The organism is Leucobacter allii, from assembly GCF_022919155.1.
Classification (GTDB): Bacteria; Actinomycetota; Actinomycetes; order Actinomycetales; family Microbacteriaceae; genus Leucobacter; species Leucobacter allii.
The window spans coordinates 274,253-288,941 of record NZ_CP095045.1 but is presented as its reverse complement, the minus strand read 5'-3'; the positions used below and the strand labels follow the sequence as shown (position 1 = coordinate 288,941).

General features: G+C 69.6%; 13 protein-coding genes. 5 read left to right on the top strand and 8 right to left on the bottom strand.

The genetic code is table 11. The features are described 5' to 3' along the window. Nucleotides 1–82 precede the first annotated feature (82 nt). Nucleotides 83–1,129, bottom strand: coding sequence for a substrate-binding domain-containing protein (locus MUN78_RS01255; RefSeq protein WP_244692554.1), 1,047 nt, complete (start codon nucleotides 1,127–1,129; stop codon nucleotides 83–85). A gap of 243 nt (nucleotides 1,130–1,372) precedes the next feature. Between MUN78_RS01255 and MUN78_RS01250 the strand changes: the two genes are divergently transcribed. The 3 genes from MUN78_RS01250 to MUN78_RS01240 are packed head-to-tail and all read left to right on the top strand — an operon-like array spanning nucleotide 1,373 to nucleotide 5,115. Continuing rightward, nucleotides 1,373–2,893 carry a sugar ABC transporter ATP-binding protein gene (locus tag MUN78_RS01250; RefSeq protein ID WP_244692553.1) on the top strand — a complete coding sequence of 507 codons (1,521 nt, stop codon included), beginning with the start codon at nucleotides 1,373–1,375 and terminating at the stop codon, nucleotides 2,891–2,893. Then, nucleotides 2,890–3,924 carry an ABC transporter permease gene (locus MUN78_RS01245; RefSeq protein WP_244728256.1) on the top strand — a complete coding sequence of 345 codons (1,035 nt, stop codon included), beginning with the start codon at nucleotides 2,890–2,892 and terminating at the stop codon, nucleotides 3,922–3,924. The genes MUN78_RS01250 and MUN78_RS01245 overlap by 4 nt, the downstream gene beginning before the upstream one ends. Nucleotides 3,925–3,927: 3 nt before the next feature. Then, complete coding sequence (locus MUN78_RS01240; protein WP_244728254.1) at nucleotides 3,928–5,115, top strand: ROK family transcriptional regulator; 1,188 nt, start codon at nucleotides 3,928–3,930, stop codon at nucleotides 5,113–5,115. Here MUN78_RS01240 and MUN78_RS01235 read toward each other — a convergent pair. From MUN78_RS01235 to aroQ, 7 genes are read right to left on the bottom strand one after another with little or no spacing between them, the layout of a single operon-like run. Next, nucleotides 5,112–5,807 (bottom strand): TetR/AcrR family transcriptional regulator, encoded by a 696-nt coding sequence (locus MUN78_RS01235; protein WP_244692550.1) that lies wholly within the window; start codon nucleotides 5,805–5,807, stop codon nucleotides 5,112–5,114. The two genes, MUN78_RS01240 and MUN78_RS01235, sit on opposite strands and share 4 nt — an antisense overlap. Before the next feature lie 10 nt (nucleotides 5,808–5,817). Further along, a complete protein-coding gene (locus MUN78_RS01230; RefSeq protein ID WP_244728253.1) occupies nucleotides 5,818–6,747 on the bottom strand; it encodes a cyclase family protein in 930 nt (309 codons plus the stop codon). A gap of 36 nt (nucleotides 6,748–6,783) precedes the next feature. Further along, nucleotides 6,784–7,788 carry an ABC transporter permease gene (locus MUN78_RS01225; RefSeq protein WP_244728251.1) on the bottom strand — a complete coding sequence of 335 codons (1,005 nt, stop codon included), beginning with the start codon at nucleotides 7,786–7,788 and terminating at the stop codon, nucleotides 6,784–6,786. Then, nucleotides 7,781–9,304 (bottom strand): sugar ABC transporter ATP-binding protein, encoded by a 1,524-nt coding sequence (locus MUN78_RS01220; protein WP_244728249.1) that lies wholly within the window; start codon nucleotides 9,302–9,304, stop codon nucleotides 7,781–7,783. Before MUN78_RS01220 ends, MUN78_RS01225 begins: the two co-directional genes overlap by 8 nt. Next, the gene (locus tag MUN78_RS01215) at nucleotides 9,288–10,325 is read right to left on the bottom strand and encodes a sugar ABC transporter substrate-binding protein (RefSeq protein WP_244728247.1); all 1,038 of its coding nucleotides are present in this window, start codon (nucleotides 10,323–10,325) and stop codon (nucleotides 9,288–9,290) included. The genes MUN78_RS01220 and MUN78_RS01215 overlap by 17 nt, the downstream gene beginning before the upstream one ends. A 47-nt stretch (nucleotides 10,326–10,372) precedes the next feature. Continuing rightward, the gene (locus MUN78_RS01210; RefSeq protein ID WP_244692545.1) at nucleotides 10,373–11,314 is read right to left on the bottom strand and encodes a shikimate dehydrogenase; all 942 of its coding nucleotides are present in this window, start codon (nucleotides 11,312–11,314) and stop codon (nucleotides 10,373–10,375) included. Next, nucleotides 11,311–11,760 carry a type II 3-dehydroquinate dehydratase gene (aroQ, locus tag MUN78_RS01205; RefSeq protein WP_244692544.1) on the bottom strand — a complete coding sequence of 150 codons (450 nt, stop codon included), beginning with the start codon at nucleotides 11,758–11,760 and terminating at the stop codon, nucleotides 11,311–11,313. The genes MUN78_RS01210 and aroQ overlap by 4 nt, the downstream gene beginning before the upstream one ends. 116 nt (nucleotides 11,761–11,876) lie before the next feature. Here aroQ and MUN78_RS01200 point away from each other — a divergent pair, with 116 nt between their 5' ends. Both MUN78_RS01200 and MUN78_RS01195 read left to right on the top strand, forming a co-directional pair. Further along, nucleotides 11,877–13,673 (top strand): sugar phosphate isomerase/epimerase and 4-hydroxyphenylpyruvate domain-containing protein, encoded by a 1,797-nt coding sequence (locus tag MUN78_RS01200; RefSeq protein WP_244692543.1) that lies wholly within the window; start codon nucleotides 11,877–11,879, stop codon nucleotides 13,671–13,673. Further along, on the top strand, nucleotides 13,667–14,680 hold the full coding sequence (locus MUN78_RS01195; protein ID WP_244728245.1) for an aldo/keto reductase family protein: 1,014 nt from the start codon (nucleotides 13,667–13,669) through the stop codon (nucleotides 14,678–14,680). The genes MUN78_RS01200 and MUN78_RS01195 overlap by 7 nt, the downstream gene beginning before the upstream one ends. Nucleotides 14,681–14,689 lie beyond the last annotated feature (9 nt).

Sequence of the window (14,689 nt, the reverse complement as noted above, 5' to 3'; positions counted from 1 at the left end):
ATCCGTCACGGTGGTGTCCTCTCGATAGTGGTGTGCGCGGGGCGGGGCCGACGCCGGATTGCCCGGGCGCCGGCCCGCCCGCTCAGGACTCGAAGGCGAGGTCGATGAACTCCGCGACGTTGTCCTTCGTCACGACGGGTGCGTCGAGCACGACGCGGTTCGGCACGCTCGGCGTGATGAGATCGCTCATGGTCTTCCCCTGCACGATGAGCCGCGCGAGCGCGATGCCGTCGGCGGCCTGCGTCGAGGGGTAGACGATCGTGGCCTTGATGACGCTGTCGTCGGCTTCGATCCGATCCATCATGTTCTTCGAACCGGCGCCGCCGACCATGAAGAACTCGTCGCGGCCCGCGGACTCGATGGCGGCGAGCACGCCGACGCCCTGGTCGTCGTCGTGGTTCCACAGCGCGTCGATCTCGGGGTTCGCCGAGAGCAGCTGCGATGCCGCCGCCTCTCCGCCCGCCACGGTGAAGTCGGCCGCGACGCGCGGTCCGACCTCGAGCCCGCAGTCCTCGAGGGCGTCCGAGAAGCCCTGCGAGCGGTCCTGCGTCAGCGGCAGCGAGTCGATCCCGGCGATCTCGGCGACGACGGCGTCGGGGGTGTCCTCGAGCTGCTCGCAGATGTAGGTGCCCGCCGAGACGCCCATGCCGTAGTTGTCGCCGAGCACGGTGGTACGTGCGGCGAAGGGGCTCGAGAACTCGCGGTCGACGTTGACGACGGGGATGCCGGCCTGCATCGCCTTGATCGCGACCTCCGTGAGCGCCGCGCCGTCGGTGGGCTGGAGCACGATCGCGTCGACGCCCTCGTTGATGAAGGTCTCGACCGCGGCGATCTGCGCGTTCGGATCGTTCGTGCCCTCGGCCTTCTTCAGCTCGATGTCGTCGAACTTCTCGGCCGCGGCATCGGCGCCCGAGTTGATCGCGCCGAGCCAGCCGTGGTCGGCGGCGGGCCCCGAGAAGCCGATGACCACCGTGTCGCCGCTCGCCGCGTTCTCCTCGCTGTTCGTGCCCTTGTCGGCGACGCTCTCCTCCGCGCCGCCGCCGCTGCACGCGGTGAGGAGCCCGATCGAGGCGATCGCGGTGACTCCGATGACCAGGCCCCGGATGCGGGCCGCCCGTGCTGAACGCATGTCTTCCTCCTTGAATGTGATGCGGCAGCGCGGTCGGCACCGCCTCATCGCGGCATGCGATCCTCGCTGACGCGACCAAGCTAACAGACGAGCGGTGCACATTGGCATCTTTTGCCGAATGTTATACAAAAGTCACCTCTGCCGATATTCCGCATACACCTGCATGATGACGCGGCCACGGGCGCTCTGCACCGGAGTGGTTTCGGCCTGGTGCACGGTTTCCTGCCGTGTTATGTTTGCCGCGTGATCAAAGATGACCATCCTCAGGCATTACTCGAGGTCCGCGGCGCCGCCAAGCGCTTCGCGGGCGTCGCCGCGCTGTCCGGCGTCGACCTGAGCATCCTGCCCGGCGAGGTGCACTGCGTGCTCGGCCAGAACGGTGCGGGCAAGTCGACGCTCATCAAGATGCTCGCGGGGGTGCATCAGCCGGACGAGGGCGAGATCCTGTGGCACGGCCGCGACGTCGCGCTGCCCGACCCGCAGTCCGCCATCCGCCTCGGCATCGCCACGATGCACCAGGAGCTCGACGTCGTCGAGGGCCTGACGGTCGCCGAGAACGTCTTCCTCGGCCACGAGATCGCGCAGGGGGGCTTCACGCGCCGCCGCGAGGCCGCCAGGCGCACCCGCGAACTGCTCGCGAGGCTCGGCCACGCGGGCCTGTCGCCGCATCAGGAGGTCGGGGAGCTCAGCGCGGCCAACCAGCAGATCGTGAGCATGGCCCGCGCGCTGTCCCACGACATCGAGCTCATGATCATGGACGAGCCCTCGGCCGTGCTCGACACCGAGGAGGTGAAGAACCTGTTCCGCGTCGTCCGCGAACTCACCTCGGCCGGCATCGCCGTCGTCTACATCACGCACCGCCTCGAGGAGATCCGCGAGATCGGCGATCGCATCACCGTCCTCAAGGACGGACGGAGCATGGCGAGCGGCCTGCCGGTCTCCGAGACCCCGACGCACGAGCTGATCCGTCTGATGACCGGGCGCGCGGTCGAGAACGTCTTCCCCGAGGCCACGCCCGTTCCCGCGGACGCTCCGGTGATGCTCGAGGTCACCGATCTCGCCCTCGACGGCGTCTTCTCCGAGGTGTCCTTCACCGTGCGGGCCGGGGAGGTCGTCGGCTTCGCCGGCCTCGTCGGCTCCGGCCGCTCGGAGATCCTCGAGACCGTCTACGGTGCGCGCCGCGCCTCGGCCGGCGCGGTCGCCGTCGGCGGGGCCGAGCTCCCCCGGGGATCCGTGCGCGCCGCCGTGGCGGCGGGCGTTGGCCTGTCCCCCGAAGAGCGCAAGAGCCAGGGCCTCGTCATCGAGGAGTCCGTCTTCCTCAACATGACGCTCCCGAGCTTCGGCAGGTACGCCAAGGCCGGCTTTCTCGGGATCGCCGAGGAGCGGGAGGCGGCGAGCCGCCAGATGGCCGCCCTGGAGCTGCGCCCCGCGGATCCGGACCGCCCCGCCGTCACGCTCTCGGGAGGCAACCAGCAGAAGATCCTGCTCGGCCGGTGGCTGCTCCACGGCACGCGCGTGCTGCTGCTCGACGAGCCCACCCGCGGCGTCGACGTCGGCGCGCGCGCCGAGATCTACGCCCTGATCCGGGAGCTCGCGGCGGCCGGCAACGCCGTGGTCGTCGTCTCGAGCGAGATCGAGGAGGTCCTCGGACTCGCCGACACGGTCCTCGTCATCGCGGAGGGCGAGGTGCTGCGCACCGCGCCGGCCGCATCACTCACGGAGCACGACGTGCTCGACCTCGTCATGGAAGGAACCGCCGCATGAGCGAGCCGACCCCCGCATCGACCGCGCCTCCAGCGCCTCCCGCAGCCCCGGCGCCCCCGCTGGCGAAGCGGCTCCTCTCGGGGCCGGGCGCGCGCACCCTGGGACTCGTCGTGGCGCTGATCCTCATCGTCGCGATCGGCGCCGTCACCTCGCCGAGCGACTTCCCCACGCTGAGCAATGCCCTCACGATCCTCCGCCAGGCGTCCATCATCGGCGTCATCAGCATCGGCATGACCTTCGTCATCACCGCGGGCGGCATCGATCTCTCCGTCGGCTCGGTGATGGGACTCGCCTCCGTCGTCGCGACGATCGAGGTGTCGCAGCAGCTCGGCGAGCAGACGCACTGGATCGTCATCGTGATCATCGCCCTCGCCGTCGGCGCGCTCGCCGGTCTCGTCAACGGCATCGTGATCGCCTACGGCAACGTGGTCGCCTTCATGGCCACGCTCGCAATGCTCGTCGGCGCGCGCGGTCTCGCCGAGATCATCGGCGAGAAGCGCACGCTCGTGCTCTCCGAGCGCGACTTCGTCGCCTTCTTCAACGCCGACATCCTCGGCATCGACGTGCTGATCTGGATCTTCGTCCTCGTCGCCGTCGCCGGCTGGGTGCTGCTCAACCGGACCACCTTCGGCCGCCGCACCGTCGCGATCGGCGGCAACCGCGAGGCGTCGCGGCTCGCCGGCATCGATGTGAAGCGGCACACCATGTGGCTGTACACGATCGCGGGGCTGACCGCCGGCATCGCCGCGGTGATGATCCTCGCACGGACCACGGCGGGGACCTCGACGCACGGGCAGCTCTACGAGCTCGACGCGATCGCCGCCGTCGTGGTCGGCGGCACGCTGCTCGTCGGCGGTCGCGGTACAATCGTCGGCACGGTACTCGGCGTGCTGATCTTCTCGACGCTGTCGAACGTCTTCGTGCAGCTGAACCTCACCTCTTCGGTGCAGGCGGTCGCGAAGGGCGTCATCATCGTCGTCGCCGTGCTGCTGCAGCAGCGCTTCGCGAAGCAGAACCGACGAGGAGAGTGACGTTTGGCAGCCACGCGCCCGGAGCCGGCACCGGCCGCGACCGGCATCGGCGAGCTCTTCGAGCTGCTCCGAGACGGGACCCCGCGCACCCGGGCGCAGCTCGCGAAGACGACGGGTCTCGCGCGTTCGACGGTGGCGGCGCGGGTCGATGAGCTCATGCGCCTCGGCCTCATCGCCCCGGTCTCCGAGGCCGCGTCGACCGGCGGGCGCCCGCCGGCGCAGTTCGCGCTGAACCCGGCGGCCCGCGTCGTCATCGCGGTCGACATCGGGGCCTCCCATGCGACGGTCGCGGTGATGGATCTCGCGGCGACCGTGCTCGCCGAGCGCACCGAGGAGCTCGCCGTGGCGCTCGGACCCGAGACGGTGCTGGCGCACGTCGTTGAGGTCGCACGGGAGCTGCTGCGGACCACCGGGCACGCGGAGCACGAGGCGATCGCGATCGGCATCGGCGTGCCGGGGCCCGTCGAGTTCTCGAGCGGACGACCCGTCAACCCCCCGATCATGCCGGGCTGGGACCGCTTCGACGTGCCCGGCTGGGTGCGCCGCCATCTCGACGTCCCCGTGCTCGTCGACAACGACGTCAACATCATGGCCTGGGGCGAGCGGGCGCTCGCCTGGCCGGGCACGGACCACCTGGTCTTCGTGAAGGTCGCGACCGGCATCGGGCTCGGCGTGATCTCGGGCGGCCGCCTCGTCCGCGGCGCGCAGGGCGTCGCCGGCGACATCGGGCACGTCAGGGTCGCGCGCGGCGCCGACATCCCCTGCAGCTGCGGCAACCGCGGCTGCCTCGAGGCGCTCGCCTCGGGTCCGGCGATCGCCCGCGAGCTCCGCTCGCGCGGGATCGACGCGGCCGACGGGAACGCGGTCGTGGAGCTCGTGAAGCGCGGCAACATCGAGGCGATCCAGGCCGTGCGGCAGGCCGGCCGGGACATCGGCGAGGTGCTCACGACCTGCGTGAGCCTCATGAACCCGTCCGTGATCGCGATCGGCGGATCGATGGCCCGGGTGGGCGAGCACATCATCGCCGGGGTGCGCGAGGTCGTGTACACCCGCTCGATCCCGATCGCGACCGAACGGCTCTCGATCGTGCACTCGAGCGCCGCCGACCGGGCCGGCGTGCTGGGCGCCGGCATGCTCGCCATCGACCACACCCTCTCCCGCGAGGCGCTCCGCGCCCTGACGCGGGGCTAGGGTCGGTTCGCGTCTCCGCCCGTCGGGCGTGAGATGGTCGAGACCGCGAGGTCGCCTGCGAGCCGGCGGTAGTGCTCGTGCCGAGCGGGCTCGAGGAGATCACGGCCGAAGAGCGTGCGGAAGGTGTACCGGTTCGCGACGTGGAAGACGGCGTACGAGCTGATGATCATGTGCAGGTCGAGCGCGTCGACGTCGTCCCGGAATAGTCCGGCCTCGACGCCCCTGTGCAGCACGCGTTCGGCCGTCGCGACCGCGGTCGCGTTGAGATCAGGGATCACCTCCGACTGGGAGATGATCTCGGCCCGATGCACGTTCTCGATCGCCACCAGCCGCACGAAGTCGCGGTGGCTCGTGTGATGATCATAGGTCGCCTCGGCCAACGCGCGAAGCGCGGCGACCGGTTCGAGATGGTCGATCTCCAGTTCGCGCTCGAGTTCGCGGATCACGGTGTACGCGCTCTCCATCGCGGCGAGATAGAGCCCCTCCTTTGACTCGAAGTAGTAGTAGATCATCCGCTTCGTCGTGCGCGTGAGACTCGCGATCTCGTCGATCCGCGATCCCGCAAGCCCGTGCGCGGCGAACTCCGTAGTCGCGACGCGCAGGATGTCCGCGCGCGTCTGCGCGGCATTGCGGGTCTTCGGTGTTCCGCGGTCCCCGGTCTTCTGCTCCACGTCGTTCTCCCGTGCGCTCATCGCTTCGTTCTCAGAATGTCACAATCGGGGTGAGCACCGAGCCGACCCCGCCGACGACCTCGAGGGCGGCGCAGCTCGCGAAGAACTCCCAGCGTCCGATCGATGCCGCGTGCGCGGCGACCGCCTCGAGATCGAGCATCTCCCCGAGTGGCATCCCGACATCGCGGATGAGCACGCAATGCAGGGGCATCTCGTCCCCGCCTCGCGCAGGCGTCGCCTCGACGCCCCAGTTATCCGAGGCCACGAAGGCGACGTCCCTATCGGCGAGCCAGGACGCTGTGTCGAGCGCGAGCCCCGGTTCAGTCGCGAAGAATCCCCGACGGTCATGCTCCTCGGTGATGCGGGCGATCCAGCCCGTGCGGATGAACAGCAGGTCACCCGCACCGATCGCGACGCGCTGCTCGCGGGCGGCGCGCTCGAGCAGCGCGGCGGAGATCTCCTCTGAGCGGCCGAGTCGTCGCCCGAGCAGTCGCGGGATGTCGAGCAGCACGCCTCGGCCGGTGAGGGCCGTCGCGAGATGCTGGACGCCGAGGCGCGCCGCCCCGGCTCTCGTCACCGCGGTCACGGGCACCCCGTTGTACAACTGCCCGTCGTAGCCGACGTGAGCGAGACCGTCCAGCTGAGTGCTCGCCTGCAGGTGCACGAAGAGCGCATCGTCGAAGTAGTGGAATCCCGTCGGATGCGGCGGATCGTCGACGGTGCGCGTCATGAGGTGCAGGGGGTTCTGCCTGCCGGACTCACCGGTCTGCGGACCGTCGGCGCCGAGCGGCAGACCGAGCCCGAAGCTCAGGCCGGAGGAAACCAGGGCGGCGGCCGCGGCCCGTCGCTCCGGCGTGATGAGGTTGATCGTGCCGAGCTCGTCGTCCGGTCCCCAGCGCCCCCAGTTCGACAGTTTCCGTCCGAGGGCGCGGTACCCGTCCGTCTCCGCGTCTGCGCGCATCTTCGCCGCTCCGTCCTCGTCCTCGGCCCCGGCCGCCTACCGCCCTGCCGTCCGCCGCTTGCGGCGGCTGTTGACGGAGTCGAGGAGCACGGCCAGGAAGATCAGCGCGCCCTGCACGAACTGCACCCAGAACGAGGATACGTTCAGCAGCGTCAGTCCGTTGTTGATCACGCCGATGAGCAAGACGCCGACGAATGTCCCCATCATGCTCCCCTTGCCACCGAAGAGGCTCGTGCCCCCGATGACGACCGCGGCGATGACCTGCAGTTCGGTTCCCGTGGCCGCATTCGGCGTGGCGGAGTCAAGGCGCCCGAGCAGGATGATGGCCGCGATTCCCGCTGTAAGGCCGGCGATGACGTAGCAGGCGAACACCACCCTGCGCACGTCGATGCCTGCGAGCCGCGCCGCCTCCGCGTTCCCGCCGACGGCGAAGACGCGATGACCGAACGTGGTCTGCGAGAGCACGAGGTGAGCCAGGATGAACAAGAGAACGGTGACGAGCGCCGAGGTCTTGATGTCGAGGATCGCCGAGGCTCCGAGCCAGCTCAGGGACGGCGGCAGCCCGTAGACCGACTGACCCTGTGAGATCTGGAGCGTGAGCCCCCGCGCCATGCCCATCACGGCGAGCGTCACAATGAACGGCGCCAGACCGAGCCAGGCGACGGAGGCCCCGTTGGCGGCGCCCACGAGCACCGACACGAGCACCACCGCCGCGACCCCGAGGAATCCCGACCCGCTCGCCTGCGCGACGATCGCACCGATCATCCCGGCGAGCGCGATGTTCGAGCCGACCGAGAGGTCGATGCCGCTCGTGATGATGACGAAGGTCGCCCCGATCGCCGCAATGCCGACGACCGCACTCTGCGTCACGATGTTCGTGAGGTTGCTCGCCGTCAGGAAGCTCGGCGTGAGGAACGCGAGCGCGATTGAGACGAGGACGAGCGCGACGACGATCGGAGCCAGGCTGCTGCCGACCAGTCGGCTCAGCCAATGCGGCGAACGCGCCGCATTCGGGCGCTCCTGAGTAAGTGTGTCAGCCATGCGTGGTCTTCTCTCCTGCGTGCGCACCTGCCCCAGAGGACAGGTGAAGAATGTGTTCGCGTTCGAATGTGTCTCGAGTGCGCTCGGCGATGATGCGTCCGCCGGCGAGCACGTACACCCGGTCGGCGACGGCGAGGACCTCGTCGGTGTCCGAGCTGCTCACGAGGACGGCCGCACCGCGCTCGGCGAGTTGGAAGATCTCCTCGTAGATGCTTGCCTTGGCCCCGACATCCACGCCGCGCGTCGGATCGTCGAAGCAGGCGACCCGCGGCCGGCGCTCCGAGAGGCGCGCCACGACGATCTTCTGCTGGTTCCCGCCCGAGAGCTCGCCGATCGCCTGCCGCGTCGAGTGCATGCGCACCCGGTAGCGGGCGACGATCGAGCGAGCGTACTCGGTCAGCGCCCGGACGTTCAGTACGCCCAGACGGGAGACCCGGCCGTAGTCGCCGTAGACGAGATTCGCCTCGATCGTGCCGTCGAGGACGAGGCCGTCCTGTTTGCGATCCTCCGAAGCGTAGTGGAGTCCGCGGCGCATCGATCGGCGGATCGAGCCGGTGCGCACGGCGTCGCCGTCGACCCGCACGCGACCGGAGACCGCAGGAGTGACGCCGCACATGGCGCGCATGAGCTCGGTACGCCCGGCACCGGCCAGTCCGACGAGTCCGACGATCTCCCCGGCGCGCGCCTCCAGGGACGCGCCCCGCACCCCTGGGGCGACGAGGTCCTCGACGTCGAGCACCCGTCCGCCGAGTTCGCGCTCGCGCCACGGATAGGCCTGCTCGAGCTCCGCGGCGAGCATCGTCCGGACGAGGGAGTGCGCATCCCACTCGCCCGCGGGGCCCTCCGCGACTTTGCGCCCGTCGCGGAGGACGACGAAACGATCGGCGATCCGGAAGAGCTCGTCGAGGTGATGGGTGACGTAGAGGATCGCCATCCCCTGGGCGCGCAGACGCTCGACGACGGTGAGGAGGGTCTCCACATCGCCCTCGGGCAGCGAGGACGTCGGTTCGTCGAGCACGAGCACTCGTGCGTCGCGGATGAGGCATCGTGCGATCTCGGCGAGCTGCCGCTGGGCGATCGTGAGCTCGCGCAGCGGCGCCTCGAGTTCGAGGTACTCGAGGCCGACCGCCCGCAGTCCGGCGAGCGCCCGCTCGCGATTCGCGCGGTGCCGCTTGACCCCGGCGCGCGCGTCGAGATTGCCGAGGAGGAGGTTCTCGAGGAGCGACAGGTCCGGCACATCCGTGAGCTCCTGGTAGATCACGCTGATGCCGGCGTCGATGACGCCTCGCGTGGTCGCAGGCAGCGGTCGACCGTCGAGGACGACGGAGCCGCCGGTGGGCTCCGTCGCACCGGAGAGGATGCGGATCACGGTCGATTTCCCGGCCCCGTTCTCGCCGACGAGGCCCGTCACGGTGCCGGGGCTGAGGGCGAAGCCGACGTCGTGGAGTACGGTGTGGCTCCCGTAGGTCTTCGAGACGCCGGTGAGGCGCACGATTGGCTCAGGAGTCGAGGTCATCCGCCCAGATTCCGTACTCGGCGACGTCGTCGGAGTCGATGTTGGCCGGCGTGAAGACCATGCCGGGCCACTCGATGAACCCGCTGACGTCTTCGCCGCTCTCGAGATCGGCGATGCCGTCCATGACCCGCTCCGCGAGTCGGATCGGATGGGACGCGACGGTCATGTCCTGCCGATTCGCACGAATGTCCGCAACAGCCGGAGCCGGGGCATCGTTCCCGGTGACGAAGATGTGCCCATCCTCACCGACGGGCACGAAGAGGCCGGCGGCTTCGATGGCCTTGGTCGCGCCCTGCGCCTCACTGTCGTTCGCGTTCATGACGGCGTCGACATCGGGGTGGGCCTGCAGGATCGTCGAGAGCGCCTGGAAGGTCTTATCCGTGTCGAAGCCGCCGTCCGCGGTCGCGACCACCTCGATCCCGGGGTACTCGCCGATGACGTTCTCGAACCCGCGCGTACGGTCCGCGCCCGCTGCGCTGCCCGCAATGCCCTGCATCTCCACGACTTTGCCCTTCGGCTCGCCGTACTTCTCCGTCAGGAAGTCGACGATGCCCTGCGCGCTCTGCTCGCCGATACGCACGTGGTCCATCGCGACAGTGAACGTGACGGCGTCCGATTCGATCGTGTCCGAGATCGCCACCACCGTCGCGCCGGACTCGGCGGCCTGCTCGACGGCGGGGACGATCGCCGAAGCGTCTGCCGGGCTCACGACGATGTAGTCGGCGCCCTGGCTGACGAGATTCTGGATGTCGCTCGCCTGGGTGTTGTTATCCCCGTTGGAGTTGGTCTGCAGCAGAGTGAAGCCGTGCGCCTCCGCCCCGTTCTCGAGTCCCGTGATGAGGCCGGCGAAGTACGGATTGGTCAAGGTGTAGCCGGAGAAGCCGACGACGACGCCGTCGTCGGCGCCGTCCGCGGCGCCGCCCTGCTCCGCCGAGGCGCAGGAGGTCAGCGCAAATGCGGAGACGGCGAGGACGGCGAGCCCCGTGAGGAGTCCGCGGTGGATGCGATGTCGTGGAGTCATCTTTGATTCCTTCGTGTGTCGGTCGTGCAGGGTGGATGGGTGGGAGGTCACGGCGACGGCGCGGAGCCGAGTTGCGCGCTCCGCTCGTCGAGGAGGCCGAGGAAGTGGGCGCGCATTCGCGCCCGATCCGGGTCGAGGCCCGTGATGATTCGGAGGCTGTGGTACGCCTGCCCGACCGCCATCATGCCGCCGTCGAGCACACGGTGCCCGAGGACGGTAGCAGCCCGCAGCAGTTGCGTCTCGAGCGGCAAGTAGACGACCTCGGAGATCCAGGCGTCACGGTTCACCGCTTCGGGGTCGAACGGCAGCCCTGGGCTCAGCGCCATGCCCGTGGGCGTCGCGTGCACGACGCCGTGGGCGCGGGAGAACGCGCCGGGCAGCTCGTCCAGGGCGATCGCGCGCACCCGACCGCCCGGGAACGGGCCAGCGAGCCGGGCGAGCAGCTCGGACGCCCGCGCCGCATCGGCGTCGGCGATCGCAAGCTCACCGACACCGAGGCTGAGCAGGGCGTACGCCGTGGCCGAGCCGGCGCCTCCCGCTCCGACCTGAACGACGCGGCGACCTCTGACGTCCCCGATACCGATTTCGACGGCGTCGCGGTAGCCGATCCAATCGGTGTTGTGCCCGACGGCGCCGGCCTCGCCGAACTCGATGAGATTGACCGCACCGAGGCGCTCTGCCGAGGGACTCAGCGCGGCGATGTGATCGATGACGCGCTGCTTGAACGGGTGGGTCACGTTGATCGCGTCGTACCCTTGCGCGAGCACCCGATCGAGGATGCGCGGGAGGTCGTCGGGGGTCTCGCCGGTCTCCGCGATGTCGATCACCCGGTACTCGTAGTCGAGCCCGAGCAGCAGCGCCTCTTGACGATGCATCGGCGGCGTCAGCGACGCTGTGATGCCCTCGCCGAGCAGCCCGACTCGGATCGCGCGATCGTGCCGCGGGTGCGCGGCCGCATTCTTCGGAGACGCGCGCGGATCCGGCGTCATCGGGCGGTCCCCGCGAAACGGCGTGCGAGCACGACGAGGGCGGCGGCGTAACCGTCGGGGCCGGCCCCGGAGATCGTGGCGGTGGCGCGTTCGGCGACGAATGACACGGCGCGATAGGGCTCGCGACGGTGGACATTGCTGAGGTGCACCTCGACGACGGGGATGGGGATCGCGGCGACGGCGTCGCGCAGGGCGATGGAGGTATGCGTAAGTGCCGAGGGGTTGAAGACGACGCCGTCGAAGCGCTCGGGCGCGGCATGGAGAGCGTCGAGGAGCGCGCCCTCGTGATTGCTCTGGATCAGTTCAACCTCGATCCCGAGCGGCTCGGCGGCCGTTCGGACCTGGTCGATCAGCTGCTGCTGCGTGAATTCCCCGTAGATGCTCGGTTCGCGCGCGCCGAGCAGATTCAGGTTCGGTCCGTGTAGGACCAGCACGCGCTGGGACATCGTCGTCGGCCTCTCGTTTGTTACTAACCAGATAGTACATTAAGGGCGTTCACGTCGGTCGTCAAGTCGACGGATGCCGCGGTGACAAATTATTAACCATTTGGTACATTGTCGCCATGCGCACCTCCATTGCCACGGTCTGCCTCTCCGGCGGCCTCACCGAGAAACTCCACGCCTGCGCCGCGGCGGGCTTCGACGGCGTCGAGATCATGGAGGCCGATCTCCTGGCGGCCTTCGAATCACCCGAGGAGATCCAGGCGCTCTGTCGCCGCCTCGGGCTCAGCATCGACATGTACCAGCCCCTGCGCGACATCGAGGGCGTGAGCACGGGACTCTTCGAGGAGAACCTCCGCCGAGCGGAGGCGAAGTTCGAACTCATGGAGCGTCTGGGGACCCGTCTCGTGCTGCTCTGCAGCAATGTCGCGACCGCCACGGTGGCCGATGAGACCGTCGCTGCCGCGCAGCTCGGCGCCCTCGCCGACCTCGCTGCCGAGCACGGGATCCGCATCGCCTACGAGGCGCTCGCCTGGGGACGGTACGTCAGCGACTACCGTGACGCGTGGCGACTCGTCCAGCTGGCGGATCGCCCCAATCTCGGCCTCTGCCTCGACAGCTTCCACATCCTCTCGCGTGGGCACGATCCGTCTGAGATCGAGTCCATCGACGCGGAGAAGCTCTTCTTCCTGCAGCTCGCGGATGCTCCGGCGCTGGATCTCGACGTGCTGTCGTGGAGCCGTCACCATCGCCTGTTTCCCGGCGAGGGCGCATTCGATCTCGTCGGATTCCTCGGTCACGTGTTGCGAGCGGGCTACGACGGGCCGCTGTCGCTCGAGGTGTTCAATGACACGTTCAGGCAGACCGACGTGCGCCGCACGGCGCAGCACGCGCAGCGTTCGCTGCGCTGGTTGGCGGATCGGGCGGCGGCGGCCGGCGGGTGGAGCACCGGCCGTCTCGCGCCCGCACAGCCCCCGCTCGGCGTGGACTTCGTGGAGATCGCCGGGCAGGACCTCGCGGCGGTCGATGAGATGCTCGACCGGCTCGGCTTCGCCTTCGCCGGGCGGCACCGCAGCAAGCCCGTCCGCCTCTGGACCGCGGGAGACGCCAGCATCATCCTCAACGAGCAGGATCGAGGGCTAGAGCCGCGGATCGCCGCGCTTGGCCTGCTCGTCGCGGATGCCGAAGCGGCCGCTGAGCACGCGCGCGGCATCGGCGCTCCCCCGGTGTTCCGGCGGATCTCTGCAGGGGACCAGGAGCTCCCCGCGGTCTTCGCCCCGGACGGCACCGAGGTCTACTGGGCGGACGGCCCGGCGAGCGCGAGTTGGCGTGCAGAGTTCGGCGGCGGCTTGGCTTCCGCCGACGGCCTGCTCGGGATCGTCGACCACGTCAACCTCACGAGCCCCTGGCAGGACTTCGACGAAACGGTGCTCTTCGGGGCCGGCGTCCTCGGCCTCGAAGCCGAGGCAAGCTCAGAGGTGCCGGGCCCGCTGGGCTTGGTCCGCAGCGTCGTGATGCGCAGCGCCGACGGGGCGGTGCGCTTGGCGATGAACCTCGCCCCTCCGGCGGCCCCCGCACTCCCGCGTCACCTCGCGATCCGCGTCGACGACGCCGTCGCGGTCGCGTCCGCCGCACGACAGCGGGGCATGGAATTTCTGCCCGTCCCCGACAACTACTACGACGATCTCGCGGCGCGCTTCGCCCTTGACCCGGCGTTCGGCGCCCGACTCCGCGGTCTCGGGCTCCTCTTCGATCGTGACGACGCCGGAGCGTTCATCCACGGCTACACGCCGACGATCGGAGGAGTATTCCTCGAGATCGTGCAGCGCATCGACGACTACCGAGGATACGGCGCGACCGATGCGCCGATCCGCCTGGCGGCGCAACGCGTAGCGGCCCTACAGTTGACCTCATGGTGAACTATCGATTCCTCGGCAACAGCGGCCTCAAGATCTCCGAGATCACGTACGGCAATTGGATCACGCACGCCTCGCAGGTCGCGGACGACGCCGCGGTGCGCACCGTCCACGCCGCGCTCGATGCGGGGATCACGACGTTCGACACCGCGGACGTCTACGCGAACACCGCCGCGGAGGCCGTGCTCGGCCGGGCGCTGTCGGGGCAGCGGCGCGAGAGCCTCGAGATCTTCACGAAGGTCTACTTCCCGACCGGTCCGATGGGCCCGAACGACAACGGGCTCAGCCGCAAGCACATCCGCGAGTCGATCGACGGCTCGCTCGCGCGCCTCGGCACCGACTACGTGGACCTCTACCAGGCCCACCGCTACGACCACGAGACGCCGCTCGAGGAGACCATGCAGGCCTTCGCCGACATCGTGCGGCAGGGCAAGGCCCTCTACATCGGCGTCTCGGAGTGGACCGCCGAGCAGCTGCGCGCCGGCCACGCGCTGGCCCAGCAGCTCGGATTCCAGCTCATCTCCAACCAGCCGCAGTACTCGATGCTGCACCGCGTCATCGAGGGCAAGGTGGTGCCCGCCTCCGAGGAGCTGGGCATCTCGCAGATCGTCTGGTCGCCGATGGCCCAGGGCGTGCTCTCGGGCAAGTACCTCCCCGGCCGGCCCGTGCCCGCCGGCTCGCGCGCGACGGACGACAAGAGCGGCGCCGAGTTCATCCAGAAGTTCCTGCGCGACGACATCCTCGAGGCCGTGCAGCGCCTGCGGCCGATCGCGGAGGAGGCCGGGCTCACGATGCCGCAGCTCGCCATCGCCTGGGTGCTGCAGAATCCGAACGTCGCGGCGGCGCTCGTCGGGGCCTCGCGGCCCGAGCAGCTCGCCGACACCGTGAAGGCCTCGGGCGTGACACTCGACGCCGACACGATGGCGGCGATCGACGCGGCGCTCGGCGACGCGCCGAACCGCGACGCCGAGGACACCTACCGCGTCTCGCCCGAGCGCCGGCTCGTCTGAGACGGGCCT

What these genes read in the sequence shown, in the direction of transcription:
- MUN78_RS01195 (WP_244728245.1), top strand. Translation starts at nt 13,667, where the DNA reads ATGGTGAACTATCGATTCCTCGGCAACAGCGGCCTCAAGATCTCCGAG.
- MUN78_RS01210 (WP_244692545.1), bottom strand. Translation starts at nt 11,314, where the DNA reads ATGACGCCGGATCCGCGCGCGTCTCCGAAGAATGCGGCCGCGCACCCG.
- MUN78_RS01235 (WP_244692550.1), bottom strand. Translation starts at nt 5,807, where the DNA reads ATGAGCGCACGGGAGAACGACGTGGAGCAGAAGACCGGGGACCGCGGA.
- MUN78_RS01215 (WP_244728247.1), bottom strand. Translation starts at nt 10,325, where the DNA reads ATGACTCCACGACATCGCATCCACCGCGGACTCCTCACGGGGCTCGCC.
- MUN78_RS01245 (WP_244728256.1), top strand. Translation starts at nt 2,890, where the DNA reads ATGAGCGAGCCGACCCCCGCATCGACCGCGCCTCCAGCGCCTCCCGCA.
- aroQ (WP_244692544.1), bottom strand. Translation starts at nt 11,760, where the DNA reads ATGTCCCAGCGCGTGCTGGTCCTACACGGACCGAACCTGAATCTGCTC.
- MUN78_RS01225 (WP_244728251.1), bottom strand. Translation starts at nt 7,788, where the DNA reads ATGGCTGACACACTTACTCAGGAGCGCCCGAATGCGGCGCGTTCGCCG.
- MUN78_RS01220 (WP_244728249.1), bottom strand. Translation starts at nt 9,304, where the DNA reads ATGACCTCGACTCCTGAGCCAATCGTGCGCCTCACCGGCGTCTCGAAG.
- MUN78_RS01200 (WP_244692543.1), top strand. Translation starts at nt 11,877, where the DNA reads ATGCGCACCTCCATTGCCACGGTCTGCCTCTCCGGCGGCCTCACCGAG.
- MUN78_RS01230 (WP_244728253.1), bottom strand. Translation starts at nt 6,747, where the DNA reads ATGCGCGCAGACGCGGAGACGGACGGGTACCGCGCCCTCGGACGGAAA.
- MUN78_RS01255 (WP_244692554.1), bottom strand. Translation starts at nt 1,129, where the DNA reads ATGCGTTCAGCACGGGCGGCCCGCATCCGGGGCCTGGTCATCGGAGTC.